Here is a 16329-nt window from a genome sequence, read left to right as displayed (position 1 = left end):
AGATGCCTTTACTCTTCTTCATAGTAGCCTTTACCATAGGCATATCCATATCCGTACCCATAACGATATCCATATCCGTATCCATATTTCAGGCCTTTTTTCCCGCGTTTAACCTGCAAATCATTAAACAGAACACCAACATTTTTAATCCCTTCTTCTTCCACATGGTTCAGGGTCTGAATAAATGCATCTTTAATGGTGAAGTTTTGTCTTGCCAAAAAGATTAATGTATCGGCCTTTCTGGCAAGGATAATGGGGTCGGCAACGATCCCTAACGGCGGCGTATCCAGAATGATTACGTTATAACGTTTTTTGAGATCATTGATAAGTTCGTCTGTTTTGGCCGACGAGATCAATTCCGACGGGTTGGGGGGAATGACCCCTGAGGGTATGATATCCAGATTTTCCTGCCCTCCACTATAAATTATGTCATCGAGCGTAACTTTTCCCAGAAAATAGTGGGAGAGACCATCGCTTCCGTCCAGATCAAACAATTTGTTAAGTCCCGGTTTTCTCATATCAAAACCCAACAAAACCGTTTTTTTCCCGGAATAGGCAAAAACTGCCGCAAGATTTAATGCGCAGAATGTTTTTCCTTCGCCCGGCATGGAACTGGAGATAGCTATGATAGGTGTTTGAGCCCCGGCAGTCAGATATTCCAGTCGTGTTCTAACGCGTCGGAAGGTTTCGGCAATAACAGATCTGGGATATTTATGTATAATATTGGCAACTCCTTTTTGGCTGTGAATGATATGGCCAATAATAGGTTTTGTAGATAGACGCTCCAGTTCGTCCGGGGTTGTTATTTTGTTATTCAACAATTGCCGCAGCACGATGAAAGCAAGAGGAATAAATACTCCCAAGAATAAGGCTTTCTGGCGATTCGCAGATTTTTGGGGATATACCATCCCGGAATAACGTGGGGCTTCTAAGACAGAATGATCGGAGGTATTTGAGGCTTTCTGAATTTGGGCTTCCGATCTTTTTCTGAGCAGAAAGGTATAAACTTCGTTGTTAAGGTCGAATTGACGTTCAATGCCAAGAAGTTTTCTCTCTTTTTCCGGAAGCCGGTATAGCTGGCGTGTTATCTGTATCTTTTCATTTCTAAGCCGACTGATGGATTCATTAAAAACATCAATTTGATTAGAAATAGCCTCTAATAAAGTATTGCGGGCAACCAGAATTTGTTTGTCCAGTTCATGTTTATAAGGATTCTGTTGACCGTTTAGAGTTAACCTTTCGTTATTGAGTTCAATAATTTTAGTGATCTGTCCGGAAATAATGGGATTATTAACCTCAAAGGTTGCGGGAGCCAGTCGTTTTTGAAGAATGCTGTCGGCTGAAAAATAGTGATTTAAATAATCAAAATAATTAATGATAAGGGTTTTCTCCGAAATTTGGGTAGAAAGTTCCTGAATTTGGTTAAACAAATGTTCGGCTTCCGAGCTTATGTCCTGGATTTGGTGGTGGGTCCTAAAATTACTGAGCTGGGTTCCTTTCCTGGCAAGCGAATCGGATATAATTAACAGTTGTTCTTCAATAAAATTAATGGTATTGGTCGCAATTTGATTTTTCTTTTCAAGGTTGGTATTAATGAAAGTTTCTGATAATTTTTTGAGAAATGCGATGTTTTTTTGATGATTGGAACCCGTAACCGACAGATGCACAATCGTACTGTTCTCTCCGGCTTTTTTGGCCTGAAGAATACTATAATAGCGGGCAGCCAGACTTTCCGGGTTGTTAAAAATAAAGTAATAAGTGTTTTCTCCGGCCGATCCGTATTCGGATCGAACAATACGGGCTTTCAACCAAGGGGTTTCTATTTTGTCACCAAATTTAAATTTTTGAGAGAAGTCAATGTTCCCGCTGTATTGAGCGGTATTTCCCGATTGAAAGTTCAGAACAGCGTAATTGGTGGTCTTAACAGACAGTTCAAAGTGTTGGTCGTCGAGAATGGTAACATTGACCGGAATGCCGGTTATTTGCGATGCCGAAGAATCAAACTCCACAACAAAGCCCGGATTGGGATAAATTTCTGTATCCTTCAGGCGACCGGCCGCAAAATAGCTGATATGAAAATCTAACTGGTCAATGGTTTTACGAATGATATCGCGAGAGGTAAGAACTGCAATTTGGTTATCAAGATTCCGTTCTCCCGGTGTCAACCCAAATCCTTGCATCATATCTTCCTTTGTACGGTCCGAGCCTCGTTCTTCCATAAGAATGGACATAGATGCCTTATAAATAGGAGTAGAGTATCGATGAAGGATGAATACCAACCCGAAAGAGAGGAGAATCGTAATGGCAAAAAGCCACCAAAAGTTTAAAAGATCATGCAGTAACTTCCGATAATCGAGTATGAACTGCGACGATGAATCTGGTTGGGGCCTGTTATGAGAAGTAGTGCTAAGATTGGATACCCTGTTCATTATATCAGCGACTTAACCGTTAAAAAAAGTTATTGTGTTATGGCTCTAATTGTAAGGTATATGGCAAGAACGGAACTGATCATCCCAAAAGAAAAAGTTTCTCCAATTCCAAAACTTTTAGCTTTCATAGGTCTTACATAGATTATATCATTGGGATAAACGTAAAATTGATCGGAGCCAACAATGTTATTATCCGTAATGTCCAGATATAAGGTTTGATATCCATCTTTCCAAGGCCTGACAATCTTTATTTCCTTTCTTTTACCAAAGGTTTTAATATCCCCAGCCAATCCTATTGCTTCAAAGATGGTGATTTGCTCTTTATCCATTTGAATGCGTCCGGGATTCCCTACTTCCCCGAGAATTACGAAGTAATTATTGGCCAGTCTCATTTTTACATGCGCGTCACTAACCATGGGTTGAAGCACTTTTTGCATCTTATATTTGGCCTGTTGTAAGGTGCATCCACGCAAATCAACTTTTCCGACAAACGGAAAGTCGATATGCATACTATCGTCGATCAGGTAGGTATAAAGCGATTGACTGAGTTGGCTATTGCTTCCTGTTGAACGATTGGGGTTAAAAAATTCAGAGATTTTCGGATTACTCGTTGTAACCTGGATATACAATACATCATTCGGCCTTAAGACATAACGCTCAGTTAATGAAGTGAGGTCGTTATAGGGATTTTGGTAGTCTTTGTCCTTTTCATAATTTTGGAAATAAATCGTTTCTTTTTGCGGGATACACCCTTGAGTCATACCAGTGACGATCACGACATAAAGCCCAAGACGCAAGAAGCGACGGTACCGTTTTGGAATTGAAGTGAGATATCTCAACATAAATTAAATTTCAAAACATTATTCTACGAAAAATTAATCGGGTCAAAATCATACCCGGCTGCTGCTATTATTGATGTGATTAATATAAATTATTTAAAGTTAAGAGTATAAGGTTGTACGATATGATGTTACCCATAAATAGACTCCTTTTATCGCCCAAATTTATGGTTTTCTTTTTACAATTTAAACATCAGGAAATTTAAGTTTGTCGAAAGGTTTCATAAATTTGTACCGGAAAATGATTGTGAAACAATAACAATGAATGATTATACTACAATTTTAATAATAGCCCTAGCTTGCTTATTGTCATTTTTAGTGGTTTTTTTATCCATCCCAACGATTCTTAGGGTATCCTACTATAAAAATTTGTTTGACGAACCTGGTAAGCGCCATGTCCATAAAGAGAAAATTCCGAATTTAGGGGGACTGGGCATTTTTATCGGCTTCCTGTTTACTTATTCTATTTTTCTGGATTGGTTCCATTTTACGCCTATTCCCTTTCTTGTGCCTTCATTGTTGGTAATTTTTTCTATAGGAATCAAAGACGATATTTTAATAACGGCTCCAATGATGAAACTTTTGGGGCAAATTCTGGCAGCTTTTATAATCGTAGGATTTGGTGATATAAGAATAACTGAGTTTCACGGTTTTTTTGGCCTTCAACCCGATTATTTTACCAGTTTTTGTATCTCCCTACTGTTTGTGATTTTTATCATCAATGGATTTAACCTTATCGATGGGGTTGATGGGCTAGCGGCGATTAGCGGTATTATTTCCACCTTAGCTTTTACCATTTGGTTTTATATTAACAATGATATTTATGAGACCATAATAGGAGTCATCATTACAGGCTCCCTGCTAGCATTTTTATATTATAATGTATTCACCAAAACCCAAAAAATTTTCATGGGCGACACCGGTTCCATGTTGATTGGTTTTCTGCTTGCCGTGCTGGCCATCCGATTTATGGAATCGAATGCTCCCAACCTAAGGGCCTCATTGGCTGTTACTATGACTTCGGCCCCGGCCGTGGTTGTTGGTATTTTAATTGTCCCAGTAATCGATACACTTCGTGTTTTTTTCCTAAGGTTGTCGCACGGAAATTCGCCATTTATTGCAGATAAAAACCATATTCACCATCGATTGCTAACATTAGGATGTTCTCATATTCAGGTGGCCCTAATTTTGGGGGTGGTCAATATCCTTTTTATTGCTGTTTCCTTTTTGCTCAAAGATTTTGGAATGTTGAAACTTCTGGTAATGAATTTCGTAGTAGGCTTTGTGATATTCTACATTCCTGCTTTGTTAATCAGAATTAAAGCGAGAAAATTACGCAACAAATAAATACGGTACATCTTTGTAAAAAGTGATTATTAACAATGGTACCAGATGAATAAAAAAATCTCACTAATTACCGTAACCTATCAGTCTGCTAAGACTCTAGAGTCTACTATTGAGTCGGTACGCAATCAAAATTTTGTAGATTTAGAATATATCGTTGTGGATGGTGGCTCAACTGATGCCACCATTAATATTTTAAAAAAGAACGAAGATATCGTTAATCAATGGATCAGTGAACCGGATAAGGGGCTATATGATGCCATGAATAAGGGGATTCAAATGTCAACAGGTGAGGTAATAGGGTTTATTCATGCTGATGATGTTTTGGCAACCCCTGATGTGTTATCCCGGGTGATTGATCGATATGTTGAAACTGATTTTCAGTTGCTTTATGGCGATTTGCAGTATGTTAGTCCCAATGATATAAACAAAGTGGTTCGTTATTGGCGAAGTGGATCCTTTCGTCCACAACGACTTCAATGGGGCTGGATGCCGCCACATCCAACAGTTTACTTCAGTCGTCAATTACTCGAATTGGTTGGCACTTTTAATATTGAATACCGAATTTCTGCAGATTATGAATGGCTTCTTCGGGCACTTTCGGTGCCATCATTGCGCGTTGAATACCTGCCTGAAGTTATGGTGCGAATGCGAACAGGAGGCTTAAGCAATCGTTCGATTAGAAACGTCATTGCCAAATCGAGCGAAGATCTTAGGGCGCTTAGAACTAACAATGTAGGAGGTATGCGCACCTTGTTTTTTAAAAATGCTTCCAAGTTGACGCAATTTGTTCGTCGAAATTGATATTTGGGATTTTATATTTAAGAACAGGGGTTGTTATGGATTCAAAACCTTTTCATAAATCTACTATCTTGTGTTAGTTTATATATTATATTCTTATATTTTTGTTCCGTATAAACAAAACCCGTCAAAATGGCTGTATCCCCCAAAGCAGATTCTCCCTATCAGCGGTATAGATATTCGGGAAAAGCCGATAGTTTTTCAGATGTAAAAAAGCTTGCCCGTTTGGTTGGGCGAAACTGGAAGTTGTTTGCTATTACGGTTCCCTTCTTTTTGTTTTCCGTTTATCTGTATCATCGATACTCATCGCCTCTTTATAAAGGGGCAGTAACCATGTTATTCAAAAGCGATTCGGAAAAGATGCTGAATGAGGTTAACTTGATGGATGGGTTTGGGCTATCGGCCGAAGTTCGGAATATTGAAAACCAATCTTTCATCATCCGTTCGCAAAAAACCATAAATGAAGTTATTCGAAGACTCGATTTTAATATTTCTTATTATGCTGATGGAAGATTTAAGGATACTGAGCTTTATCAATCGGTACCATTTGAAATTGAGATAGATAAAAAACATCCGCAAATTTTGGATGTTCCGGTATACATTTCGATTCTTACAACCGGAAACTACAGGGTTTCTTCTTCCTCCGAGGAGGGCCGTTTGCATCGATTTGATCTTTCTCAGGATGTTTCGCATGTCGCTCCATATACATTTGAAAAGGAGGTAAAACCAGGAGAATGGATAAAACATAAAAACTTTTCATTTAGGATCCTGTCTAAACATTCTGTTCAAGCTTCGAAAGGTAATTATTATATCAAGTTTAATTCCAATCAGCAACTGACCGCTAGGTATCGATCACGCCTTTCAATCAACACTTACAGGGAAGGCTCTTCAATTGTTTTTATTTCTATAACAGGTCAAAATCCACAAAAAATAATCCGGTTTCTAAATGTTTTATCGGAAGTGATAGTGGAAACCAACCTGAAAAGAAAAAACGACATGGCTACCCGTTCCCTTGAATTTATCCGTAAACAATTGAAGAGTGTGGAGGATACATTGAATAAAACGCAGGAACAATTAATGGATTTCCGTAAGCGAAACAGGTTTATGGTACCGTCCGATTATGCCACTCAGTTGGCCGATGATTATTTGGAGAAGGAGAAGGAATTAAGATTATTAAGGATAAAATATGACTATCTGAACCAATTAAAGATGAAATTCATCGACGGCCGATTGGAAGATGATTTTTTGCTCACGGCCTTCGCGGATGAAAATGCAGGTTTGATATCCCGTCTGGTAAACAAATATTTGGATACCTGGTCGGAAATGAAAACAATAATTCATTCAGCCGGAAAAGATAATCCATATTATTCTCAGTTAAATGAAAGTTTGAAAGTTGTTGGTGAAACACTGGTCCAAGCCATTGATAAACGTATCGAGACTTTAATAATTCAACAGAATGAGATTCGAAGTCAGATAAATAATTTATCGATTCATATGAATCGACTGCCTGAACTGGAAAAAGAATATCTGGAACTGGAAAGAGCTTTTAAATTGAACGACGCCATTTATACCTTTCTGTTACAAAAGAATTCCGAAACTCAAATTGCAAAGGCATCAAATATTCCCGACAATGAAACGCTTGATCAGGCCTCTATAACAGGGATTGTTTCGCCGAATAAAAAGAGTAATTACGGCAAAGCGGCTTTACTGGCATTGATTCTACCTGCCGTCGTTATCGCTTTAAAAGAAACGTTTAATAATAAGATCAGAGATCGGGAAGAGATGGAGGCTATCACTAAAGATATTCCTTTTATGGGTTTCATCGCGCGTAGTAAGGCCAAATCAGAGAATGTTATCACCCATATGCCTTACTCCCTGATTGCGGAATCGTTTCGGTCATTAAGGACCAAAATCAAATTTATGTCGTCCGAAAGGAACAATCAGGTTATCTTGCTAACGTCAAACAATACAGGAGAAGGCAAAACCTTTTGTGCTTTAAATTTGGCTTCAGTATTTGCCATATCCGGTCGGAAAACCGCTTTGGTGGGATTTGATATGAGAAAACCGAGGCTTTCCGAAATATTTGATAAGCAGAGGGATGCAGGAATCTCCAGCTATCTGATTCGCCAAAATCGCTTTGATGAAATTGTTTATTCTTCGGATGTGGATAACCTATGGTTGGTCCCGGCAGGGGTGACTCCCCCCAATCCGTCAGAATTGATTTCGGGAAGTCGGATTAAGAAGCTTTTTGAACACCTTAGGAACAGATTTGATATTATTATTGTGGATACGCCGCCCATTGGATTGGTGGCTGATGCCCGTTTGCTGATGCAATATTCCGATAGTAGTCTCTTTATTGTGCGCGCAGGAATAACAAACAAAGAACATTTGGCGGTCACCATTGACGAACTGATTAACGATGAAATTAAACACTTAGGGGTTTTGCTAAATGATGTTAATCCAAACGATAAGGGGTATGGTTATTATAACACAGGCTATTACGGGCAACCTTCAGATAGTTTAAATAAAGGATCATAAAGACGGATTTTCAATCTTTTGTATTGACGTATGAAGCTTTGAAGGTACGTATGTTATAAAATGTGGTAAGAATTATCTGCATCAACAATTTATTCAGGTCATCCTTCTTACTTATAATATTACGCTTCATGTATAGATATTTGCCCAAAAGCAGGGGCATTTGTACGAACAGCGTTAAATTTGTCCTATAAAATATTTAAAAGTCGATTGAATGGAGTATTATAATCATTATCCCCTCCAAGATTATACCACCTTCGGGGTTGTCGCATATACCCGCAAGTTTTACAGATTTGACACCCAAAAGGAATTAAAGCAATGGCTTGAAAAGGAGAGTGATAAGCATCCGAAAAAACTGGTTCTGGGTGGTGGTAGCAATTTATTATTTACAGGCGATTTTGATGGCACAGTTCTATTCCCTGCGTTTAAAGGGATTGAGTTGCTGGAAGACAATAAGGATACAGTTTTAGTTGACATTTCAGCCGGTGAAAATTGGGACGATTGTGTTGCATGGTGTGTTGAAAGGGGATTGGGAGGAATAGAAAATCTGTCCTATATTCCTGGAAATGCAGGGGCTGCAGCAGTTCAAAATATAGGGGCTTATGGCGTGGAACTCGCTGATGTAGTAGATCGGGTGGAGGGATTTCTTTTGGACAGTGGAGAAGTCTTTTCTATGGATGTTAATGAGTGTATGTACGACTATCGATACAGTATTTTTAAAGGGCCACTTCAAAACAACGTTGTTATAACCAATTTGGTGTTGAGATTAAGTAAAAAACCGAAATATCTGTTAGATTACGGACAGGTTAAAGAAGCGGTGGAAAAGCGTGGGCCGGCAAATTTGAAAAATATAAGAAATGCCATCATTGACATTCGGAAGTCGAAGCTGCCCGATCCCAATGAACTTGGCAATGGCGGGAGTTTCTTTAAAAACCCAATAGTGGAAAAGCCGCTTTTTGAAACTCTAAAACAAAATTATCCGGATGCTGTGGGATATCCACATGCACAAAACCGATTTAAAGTGGCAGCCGGTTGGCTGATTGAGAAGGCCGGATGGAAAGGTAAATGTATTGGGAATGCCGGAGTTCATGACAAGCAAGCACTTGTGCTCATCAATAAAGGGGGCGCAACAGGAAAAGAAATTGCCGACCTTGCCTGTGAAATTCAATCGGATGTATTAGAGAAATTTGGAATTAAGCTGGATCCTGAAGTTAATATTCTGTGAATGACACCAAAAGGTTAACGCCAGATTCGTCTTTGCCTTAATGCTCTTCGATAGCGAGCTGCATTGATATTATGCTGGCGCAGTGTTTTGGCAAAGTTATGATAGCCCGAAAAATCATCTTTTGCACACATATATAGATAATTATGTTTCTCAAAATTTAATACCGCTTCGATACCTTTCACTGAAGGAAAACGGATGGGCCCTGGAGGTAGACCCGCATATAGATATGTGTTGTAAGGGGAATCCAATTTTAAATCTTTTGAAAGCACTCTGTTAATTGAAAAGTCACCCAATACGAATTTGATGGTTGGGTCTGCCTGTAGGCGCATATTGCGTTTTAGACGGTTGATATAAAGACCTGCAACGGTCTTTTTTTCATCTTCCATAACGGTTTCTTCATCCACAATGCTTGCCAAGGTGGCAACTCCAATAGGAGAAAGTCCAGCTTGTTTGGCTTTTTCCAGTCTATTGTCTGTCCAGAATTTATTGAATTCTCGATGCATGCGTTTCAGAAAGTCAAGAGCATCACTGTTCCACCACATTTCGTAGGTGTTTGGAATGATCATGGCATAAACTGTGGCTGTGTCAAATCCAAATTCAGATAAAATGGAATCATTACTAAGAACTGTTGCAATGGAAGCAGAGTCTGCCTCAATAACATTTGACACAATACCCGCCAGTTGTTGTTTGGTGCGAACATTGCTGAACGTTAAACGAACAGGGGTTTGAAGTCCCCCCCTGAACATGTTTACCAGTTCGTTATTGTTCATCCCATTTTTCAAAACGTAGTGTCCAGGTTTTATCTTTTCGGGATAGCCTTTTTTCTCTGCCAACCAATTGAATGATTCCAGATTTTTTACCACCCCTGATATTTCCAGTAATCCGCTGACATCGGAATAGGTAGCTCCTGTGGGAATATAAAAGCTATAGGTGTTACCCTCTTGTATTACTACGTTTGGCGCAAATATTTTGTGTTTGAGATTATAAATTGCGTAGATTCCAATGCCGACAACCATTACAGAGACAATAAAATAACGCAACAGGTTGCGACCGATATTTTTGTTATTTTTTTGTTTTATCGCCATGCCTTTTAATTTGATCTTGCTGGATTAAAATAATTTATGTTTTCTAGACTAAATGTTGCAATTGTGTATAATTGCGAGTTTATTTGTTAGCGATTAGATTACAATCTTTATTATATGCAGATGTGAGTGATGCATAAATAAACATCTTTGTAAACGAATAAACCTGTTTAAGCTTATTCGGATAAGGTAATTTTTGTTGGCAAATATAGGTTTTTATTGGTATTATCAACTTACTCTTTTTTTTGATCTCACCGATTTTTTTTTGCAATTTTGATGCCGTTAAAAGCGAATTATCTCATCTTATTGGGAGTATAAATCATGATTAGAAAAGTTTTGTTATTGGGCGCCATTGTTTTGGTCTTTGGATCATGTAGCTCATTGCGCAGGGGATCATCTCGTATGAATGAATCGCCCTTTGCAGAAGGAGTGAAAGAAGACGGCATTGAAATCAGAGAAGAACATAATTCCGGAACCACGAAAACAGATCAAAAAGAACAACCTGCAATTGTGGTGAGGGAGGAAAAAGTACGCACGGTAGATGTGAAGGAAACAAGTGAGAACATTTATCATTACTATGTGATTATCGGTTCTTTCCGTTATCTGGAAAATGCAAAAAATTACAAAGAAACGCTTATCAAAAAAGGATTTGTTCCGATTGTCCTTGAAAATGAAAAGGGATTGTTCAGGGTTTCGGTCGCCGCTTACAATGAGGAAGATCCTGCTCGACGGAATATCGGATCTATTCGGGAGAATTATCCTGAATATAGTGATGTATGGTTACTAATCAGAAAACAATAATAAAAACAAAATAAAAGATGTATCAACCTATTCGTTTGTTTGACGATATTTTCTATGTGGGGGTAAACGATCGTCGCACCCATCTGTTTGAAAACATGTGGCCTTTACCTAGGGGGGTGGCCTATAACTCATACCTGATCAAAGATGAAAAGATAGCTCTTATTGATACCGTGGAGATTGGTCAGGTGGAAAAGTTTATAAATAAAATTAGTGCCATTATTGGTGATAGAGCTATAGATTATTTGATTATTAACCATATGGAACCTGATCATGCAGGGTCTGTCAGTATAATCCGTAATTTATATCCCGAAATAAAAATTGTAGGAAATAAAAAGACCTTGCCAATGATAGAGGGCTTTTTTGGAATCCATGATAATGTGTTGGAGATTAAGGAAGGGGATGAGTTGGATTTAGGATCGCATAAACTTCAGTTTTATATGGCTCCAATGGTTCACTGGCCCGAAACGATGGTGACGTATGAAGCTTCCAAAAAGGTTTTGTTTTCGGCCGATGCTTTCGGTAGCTTTGGGACTTTGGATGGCGCTGTCTTTGATGATGAAATGGATTTTTCTTATTTCCACGATGAGATGCGTCGTTATTATTCCAATATTGTCGGTAAATTTGGAAGTCCTGTCCAAAAAACCCTTGAAAAACTTAAAGGGTTAGATATTAAAGTGATTGCTGCGGCCCATGGGCCGATTATCCGTAGCCATATTCAGGAGGTTATCGATTGGTATCATCGCTGGAGTAGTTTTGATACAGACCAAGGTGTGGTGATTGCTTACGCTTCTATGTATGGAAATACCGAAGATATGGTGGAAGTTACTGCCCGGGCTTTGGCTGAAGAGGGTATAAAAGAAATTAGAATATACGATGTTTCCAAAACACATTCATCGTTTATTATTTCTGATATATTTAAATATAAAGGGGTTGTTTTGGCCAGCCCTACTTATAATAATGGATTACATCCCAATATGGAAGCATTAGTCAATAAGATACAACATATGGGGGTAAAGAATCACTGTCTTGGAATATTAGGATCTTTTACCTGGGCTGGAACCGCTACTAAGAGATTGAAAGAGTTTGGGGAATCCCTGAATTGGGAAATTATTGATCATCCGGTAGAAGAAAAACATGCTCTAAAGAAAACTAAATACGACGAATGTCGTATGTTAGGAAAACTATTGGCCGAGAAATTAAAAAATTAAATGTCTATAGATTGTTGGAATTTTCTCCAAAAAGTATTTTAAGAGTTTATCTTGCATCTGTAGATTAACCACTCCAAGAACGAGGAAATAACAAAGTATTTTTTTCTTTCCTTTATGACCAAGGCTGTCTCTGAATCAGGGACAGCCTTTTTTTGAATAAAATCCCCTACGGAAATCTTTAATGTAAGCCTAATTCTTCAACGTCTTTCTGCAACCTATTAAGTGCTTTTTTGACAGCATGATTGGCCGCTTCTCCGGCATTTTCAATAACTCGTCTGCCCAATTCAAAAGAAGGGGCATTGGGAGGAATTTGGGCTGCAGAAGTGTTAATAAGCCTCGCAACTTCCTCACGGGCTTGTCGAATGAGTTCCCAGGTTTCAGCGGGAAGGTAAATTTGCATGGCTAAGTTGTGATTAAATTCCGAACGGATACTTTTCAAAAGTTGATTTTGCAGTTGAAAAGCATTCATGTCTTTTCGTTGCTCTCTTAATACCAGAGATTCAGGAGAAATTCGTTGCAAGAACAGAGCCAGGCGTTCAAATGCCTGTAGGCGGTGCTTCAATATGGTTTCTTCCGCTTTCAGCATAAACTCCTGTTTTCGTCTGGATGCTTCTTGATTGAGAAACCATTTAACCAAAACCAGTGTAAATACAGATATTATTACTGTAGGACCAATACTCCAAATGAATTCTGTTGTTTCCATCCTAAGAAATTAATTTGTCGTTTTTAAAATGTGTGACGTTTGTTTTAATTAGAAATATAGCGCTATTAGTACAAAAACTATACTATTGGATATTTTAGATTGCCATTTGGGACAAATCTAATCAACGTTTGCTTAATCAAAGTTATTTTATCTCTGTTTTTTTGCGCGAAAACATATTTTCCTTAATATGATCTATGTTATTGTTACCACTGGAAAAAAGTCTATTTTTGTGTTTTTATGGCAGGAGAAAAGCTGAAAAACAGGAATGTCGCAAAATATAGGGCCATCTTAAGAAGGGCTGTATTTATAACGAAATTCGGCGGCTAATGCTTTGAAAACCTTGAATACAATGTATTATCTATTATTCATTTATTTCAATAGATTAAATGGATGCCGAATTGAGATATTTTCAGGAAAACGAGGAACGGTAAGTTTACAACAAAATTATTCCATCCATAAGGAATCAGGAGAATCGTTACTTTTAAAAAGAGATTTTGGACTTATTACCATTATAAAAATAAAAGAAAAACGAGCATGGCAACTGAGTTTGCCATAGCTAGTCCCGATTTTTGGGAAAATAGGATGTATGAAACTTAGGAATGTGAGTTCCATTAGACTAATGATTTAGAAAAACTTTTATACTAATGAACAGCAATTTGTCAAATCGGCTTGCCCGTTTGCCTGAGTCGGAAACAATAGCCATGTCGCAGCGTAGCCGCGAGTTACAAAGTAAGGGGGTTGACATTATTAATCTTAGTGTGGGAGAACCCGATTTTCCTACTCCTGAGCATATTAAAGAAGCCGGAAAACAGGCCATTGATGATAACTTTACGCACTATCCGCCGGTCCCTGGCATTCCAGAACTGAGAGAGGCCATTGCACAAAAATTTAAGAGAGATAATAATCTGGATTACCAACCATCGCAAATTGTAGTCTCAACAGGTGGTAAACAAGCATTGTCTAATGCCATCTATTCATTGGTCGATCCGGGGGATGAAGTAATAATTCCTGCGCCTTATTGGGTGAGCTATCCGGCGATGGTGCAATTGGCAGGTGGCATCTCGGTCTTTATTCATGCCAATATTGAGCAGGATTTTAAAATTACTCCTGAGCAGTTGGAACAAGCAATTACCCCTAAAACGAAAGTGCTGTTGTTGAATAGTCCCTGTAATCCTTCCGGGAGTGTATATTCGCAGGAAGAGCTTAAGGGTCTAGCGAGGGTACTGACCAAACATCCTCGCGTGTTTGTAATTTCTGATGAGATTTACGAGTATATCAATTACGAGGATAAGCATTATTCGTTGGCTTCCTTTGAGGAGATGAAAGATCGGGTAATTATCGTTAACGGGGTTTCAAAAGGTTTTGCTATGACGGGGTGGCGTTTGGGGTATATCGCAGCTCCTCAGTGGATTGCCTCGGCATGTTCTCGTTTACAAGGCCAATACACTTCTGGAACCAGCACTATTTCACAACGGGCCGCTTTGGCAGCAATAAATGGCCCTCTGGATGAAACCTTAAAAATGGTAGATGCCTTCAAACGACGTCGTGACTTAGTGCTGGAACTGGCTAAAGATATCCCGGATCTTAAAATAAATAAACCCGCCGGAGCTTTTTATTTATTTCCTAATATTAGTGCCTTCTTGGGTAAATCATATAATGGCAAAATCATTCAAAATTCGAAGGACCTTAGTTTTTATCTTCTTGAAGAAGGACATGTTGCCACAGTGTCCGGCACGGCCTTTGGAAGTGATAATTGCATCCGGTTTTCTTATGCCAGTGATGACCAGTCATTAGTCAATGCAATGAAAAGGATTAAAGAAAGTTTGGCAAAACTCAAATAGTATATAGTTTTTTGATATGTCCAGACAGCAAATTACCTTTATCCAAAGTCAATAACAGAGATTATTAAATTATGGGGAAAGAAACTCTTCCGGTTGTAAATAACCACGGCAATATTATCGAAATCAATGATGGTTTGGTTCGCCAACGGGAAAACATCATCTTGCGAGATGTGAACTTGCACATTAAACCAGGTGAATTTGTTTATCTCATTGGCAGAGTCGGAAGCGGAAAATCAAGCTTGTTAAAAACGTTTTATGGCGACCTGCCTTTTAAAGAGGGATATGGTTTTGTGGCCGGATATCGTTTGAAAGATCTTAGAAGCAGAGATCTGCCTTATCTCAGACGTCGTATGGGGATTGTTTTTCAGGATTTTCAGTTGTTGACCGATCGCAATGTATATGATAATTTACTGTTTATTCTGAAAGCCACCGGATGGAAGAATCAGAAAGAAATGGATCATCAGATCCGTGATGTATTATCGAAAGTTGACCTGGTACACAAAGGATATAAGATGCCGCATCAGTTATCGGGAGGGGAACAACAAAGGGTCGGGATCGCCAGAGCTTTGCTGAATCAACCCAATTTAATTCTGGCTGATGAGCCTACTGGAAACTTGGATCCTGATACATCCGATGAGTTATTAGAACTCCTGCACAATATCTGTAGTGAAGGAAAAACCGTTGTTATGGCGACCCATAATTACGGTTTAATAAAGAAATTTCCAGGGCGAACCATCCGTTGTCAGAATACTCGATTGTCGGAGTTTGTCGCCGAGGAGATTGATTTTAATCAGTTGGATGAGTAGAAATTTTAAGTGTTTCTCATGAATTCTTTTTGAAGGAATTTGATTTAGACTAAAAATCTCTGTTACTTTGCTGCTCAATCAATAATAAAACATAAAGAAAGTCAGAATGGAAATTGGAAAAAACAAATTTGTATCGCTTTCATATCAGTTGCGTCTCAATGGTGCGGAAGGTGATCTGATTGAAGAGACCGGTGATGGTAATCCCCTTCAATTTGTATTTGGAGCCGGTAAAATGATTGAGATGTTCGAAAAAAAACTGGAAGGCCTTAAAGCTGGTGATAGTTTTGATTTTGTACTGAAATCTCATGAAGCATACGGTGAAGTTAACGCCGACGCAATAGTTGATCTTCCAAAAAATATTTTTGAGGTTAACGGACAAGTTGATGAATCATTGCTCAAAATAGGCAATATGGTACCTATGCAAGATGCACAGGGAAATCGCCTGAATGGAATGGTTCTGGAAGTTACCGATGCGACCGTTAAAATGGATTTTAATCATCCTTTGGCAGGTGATGATCTTCATTTTTCTGGTAAAGTAATGGAAGTCAGAGAAGCCACCGAACAGGAATTAGTTGAAGCTGTGGGTGGTAGTTGTTCCGGTAGCTGTGGTGACGGTTGTAGTTGCTAAGATAAAGAATTACTACTTAGTGAGGTGTTTCATTAATGATGGAACACCTTTTTTTTGCTCATGTTGAGGTGATCCGTTATTTTTATC

General features: G+C 38.6%; 13 protein-coding genes. 9 read left to right on the top strand and 4 right to left on the bottom strand.

What is annotated here, in order from left to right; translation table 11 throughout:
* Positions 1–8 precede the first annotated feature (8 nt).
* Entirely contained in the window at positions 9–2429 is a 2421-nt protein-coding gene (locus tag ACT29H_RS09585; protein ID WP_444821403.1) for a GumC family protein, read from the bottom strand.
* Between the two features lie 29 nt (positions 2430–2458).
* Complete coding sequence (locus tag ACT29H_RS09580) at positions 2459–3271, bottom strand: polysaccharide biosynthesis/export family protein (protein ID WP_444821402.1); 813 nt, start codon at positions 3269–3271, stop codon at positions 2459–2461.
* Between the two features lie 258 nt (positions 3272–3529).
* On the opposite strand from ACT29H_RS09580, the gene ACT29H_RS09575 reads away from it, so the two are divergent.
* The 4 genes from ACT29H_RS09575 to murB all read left to right on the top strand — a co-directional run bounded on the left by ACT29H_RS09575 (position 3530) and on the right by murB (position 9173).
* On the top strand, positions 3530–4615 hold the full coding sequence (locus ACT29H_RS09575; protein WP_444821401.1) for a glycosyltransferase family 4 protein: 1086 nt from the start codon (positions 3530–3532) through the stop codon (positions 4613–4615).
* Positions 4616–4660: 45 nt separating this feature from the next.
* Positions 4661–5416, top strand: coding sequence for a glycosyltransferase family 2 protein (locus ACT29H_RS09570; RefSeq protein ID WP_444821400.1), 756 nt, complete (start codon positions 4661–4663; stop codon positions 5414–5416).
* Between the two features lie 129 nt (positions 5417–5545).
* The gene (locus ACT29H_RS09565; protein WP_444821399.1) at positions 5546–7951 is read left to right on the top strand and encodes a polysaccharide biosynthesis tyrosine autokinase; all 2406 of its coding nucleotides are present in this window, start codon (positions 5546–5548) and stop codon (positions 7949–7951) included.
* Positions 7952–8162: 211 nt separating this feature from the next.
* The gene (gene murB, locus ACT29H_RS09560; protein ID WP_444821398.1) at positions 8163–9173 is read left to right on the top strand and encodes a UDP-N-acetylmuramate dehydrogenase; all 1011 of its coding nucleotides are present in this window, start codon (positions 8163–8165) and stop codon (positions 9171–9173) included.
* Between the two features lie 14 nt (positions 9174–9187).
* On the opposite strand, the gene mltG is transcribed toward murB, so the two are convergent.
* Positions 9188–10258: an endolytic transglycosylase MltG gene (gene mltG, locus ACT29H_RS09555; protein WP_444821397.1), complete on the bottom strand. Its 1071-nt coding sequence runs from the start codon at positions 10256–10258 to the stop codon at positions 9188–9190.
* A 318-nt stretch (positions 10259–10576) separates the two neighbouring features.
* On the opposite strand from mltG, the gene ACT29H_RS09550 reads away from it, so the two are divergent.
* Together ACT29H_RS09550 and ACT29H_RS09545 are read left to right on the top strand one after the other, a co-directional pair.
* Complete coding sequence (locus ACT29H_RS09550; RefSeq protein ID WP_444821396.1) at positions 10577–11056, top strand: SPOR domain-containing protein; 480 nt, start codon at positions 10577–10579, stop codon at positions 11054–11056.
* 17 nt (positions 11057–11073) lie between these two features.
* On the top strand, positions 11074–12264 hold the full coding sequence (locus ACT29H_RS09545; protein ID WP_444821395.1) for an FprA family A-type flavoprotein: 1191 nt from the start codon (positions 11074–11076) through the stop codon (positions 12262–12264).
* Positions 12265–12442: 178 nt separating this feature from the next.
* Here ACT29H_RS09545 and ACT29H_RS09540 read toward each other — a convergent pair whose 3' ends face one another.
* Positions 12443–12967, bottom strand: coding sequence for a DUF7935 family protein (locus ACT29H_RS09540; protein ID WP_444821394.1), 525 nt, complete (start codon positions 12965–12967; stop codon positions 12443–12445).
* A 644-nt stretch (positions 12968–13611) separates the two neighbouring features.
* On the opposite strand from ACT29H_RS09540, the gene ACT29H_RS09535 reads away from it, so the two are divergent.
* The 3 genes from ACT29H_RS09535 to ACT29H_RS09525 all read left to right on the top strand — a co-directional run bounded on the left by ACT29H_RS09535 (position 13612) and on the right by ACT29H_RS09525 (position 16242).
* Positions 13612–14808 carry a pyridoxal phosphate-dependent aminotransferase gene (locus ACT29H_RS09535; protein WP_444821393.1) on the top strand — a complete coding sequence of 399 codons (1197 nt, stop codon included), beginning with the start codon at positions 13612–13614 and terminating at the stop codon, positions 14806–14808.
* 71 nt (positions 14809–14879) lie between these two features.
* On the top strand, positions 14880–15614 hold the full coding sequence (locus ACT29H_RS09530) for a cell division ATP-binding protein FtsE (RefSeq protein ID WP_444821392.1): 735 nt from the start codon (positions 14880–14882) through the stop codon (positions 15612–15614).
* Positions 15615–15720: 106 nt separating this feature from the next.
* Positions 15721–16242 carry an FKBP-type peptidyl-prolyl cis-trans isomerase gene (locus ACT29H_RS09525; RefSeq protein ID WP_444821391.1) on the top strand — a complete coding sequence of 174 codons (522 nt, stop codon included), beginning with the start codon at positions 15721–15723 and terminating at the stop codon, positions 16240–16242.
* Positions 16243–16329 lie beyond the last annotated feature (87 nt).

The organism is Thermophagus sp. OGC60D27 (genome assembly GCF_052400625.1).
Classification (GTDB): Bacteria; Bacteroidota; Bacteroidia; order Bacteroidales; family Marinilabiliaceae; genus Thermophagus.
The sequence above is the reverse complement of the archived record's forward strand: the minus strand, read 5'-3'. Positions and strand labels throughout refer to the sequence as shown.

What these genes read in the sequence shown, in the direction of transcription:
- ACT29H_RS09585 (WP_444821403.1), bottom strand. Translation starts at nt 2,429, where the DNA reads ATGAACAGGGTATCCAATCTTAGCACTACTTCTCATAACAGGCCCCAA.
- ACT29H_RS09580 (WP_444821402.1), bottom strand. Translation starts at nt 3,271, where the DNA reads ATGTTGAGATATCTCACTTCAATTCCAAAACGGTACCGTCGCTTCTTG.
- ACT29H_RS09575 (WP_444821401.1), top strand. Translation starts at nt 3,530, where the DNA reads ATGAATGATTATACTACAATTTTAATAATAGCCCTAGCTTGCTTATTG.
- ACT29H_RS09570 (WP_444821400.1), top strand. Translation starts at nt 4,661, where the DNA reads ATGAATAAAAAAATCTCACTAATTACCGTAACCTATCAGTCTGCTAAG.
- ACT29H_RS09565 (WP_444821399.1), top strand. Translation starts at nt 5,546, where the DNA reads ATGGCTGTATCCCCCAAAGCAGATTCTCCCTATCAGCGGTATAGATAT.
- murB (WP_444821398.1), top strand. Translation starts at nt 8,163, where the DNA reads ATGGAGTATTATAATCATTATCCCCTCCAAGATTATACCACCTTCGGG.
- mltG (WP_444821397.1), bottom strand. Translation starts at nt 10,258, where the DNA reads ATGGCGATAAAACAAAAAAATAACAAAAATATCGGTCGCAACCTGTTG.
- ACT29H_RS09550 (WP_444821396.1), top strand. Translation starts at nt 10,577, where the DNA reads ATGATTAGAAAAGTTTTGTTATTGGGCGCCATTGTTTTGGTCTTTGGA.
- ACT29H_RS09545 (WP_444821395.1), top strand. Translation starts at nt 11,074, where the DNA reads ATGTATCAACCTATTCGTTTGTTTGACGATATTTTCTATGTGGGGGTA.
- ACT29H_RS09540 (WP_444821394.1), bottom strand. Translation starts at nt 12,967, where the DNA reads ATGGAAACAACAGAATTCATTTGGAGTATTGGTCCTACAGTAATAATA.
- ACT29H_RS09535 (WP_444821393.1), top strand. Translation starts at nt 13,612, where the DNA reads ATGAACAGCAATTTGTCAAATCGGCTTGCCCGTTTGCCTGAGTCGGAA.
- ACT29H_RS09530 (WP_444821392.1), top strand. Translation starts at nt 14,880, where the DNA reads ATGGGGAAAGAAACTCTTCCGGTTGTAAATAACCACGGCAATATTATC.
- ACT29H_RS09525 (WP_444821391.1), top strand. Translation starts at nt 15,721, where the DNA reads ATGGAAATTGGAAAAAACAAATTTGTATCGCTTTCATATCAGTTGCGT.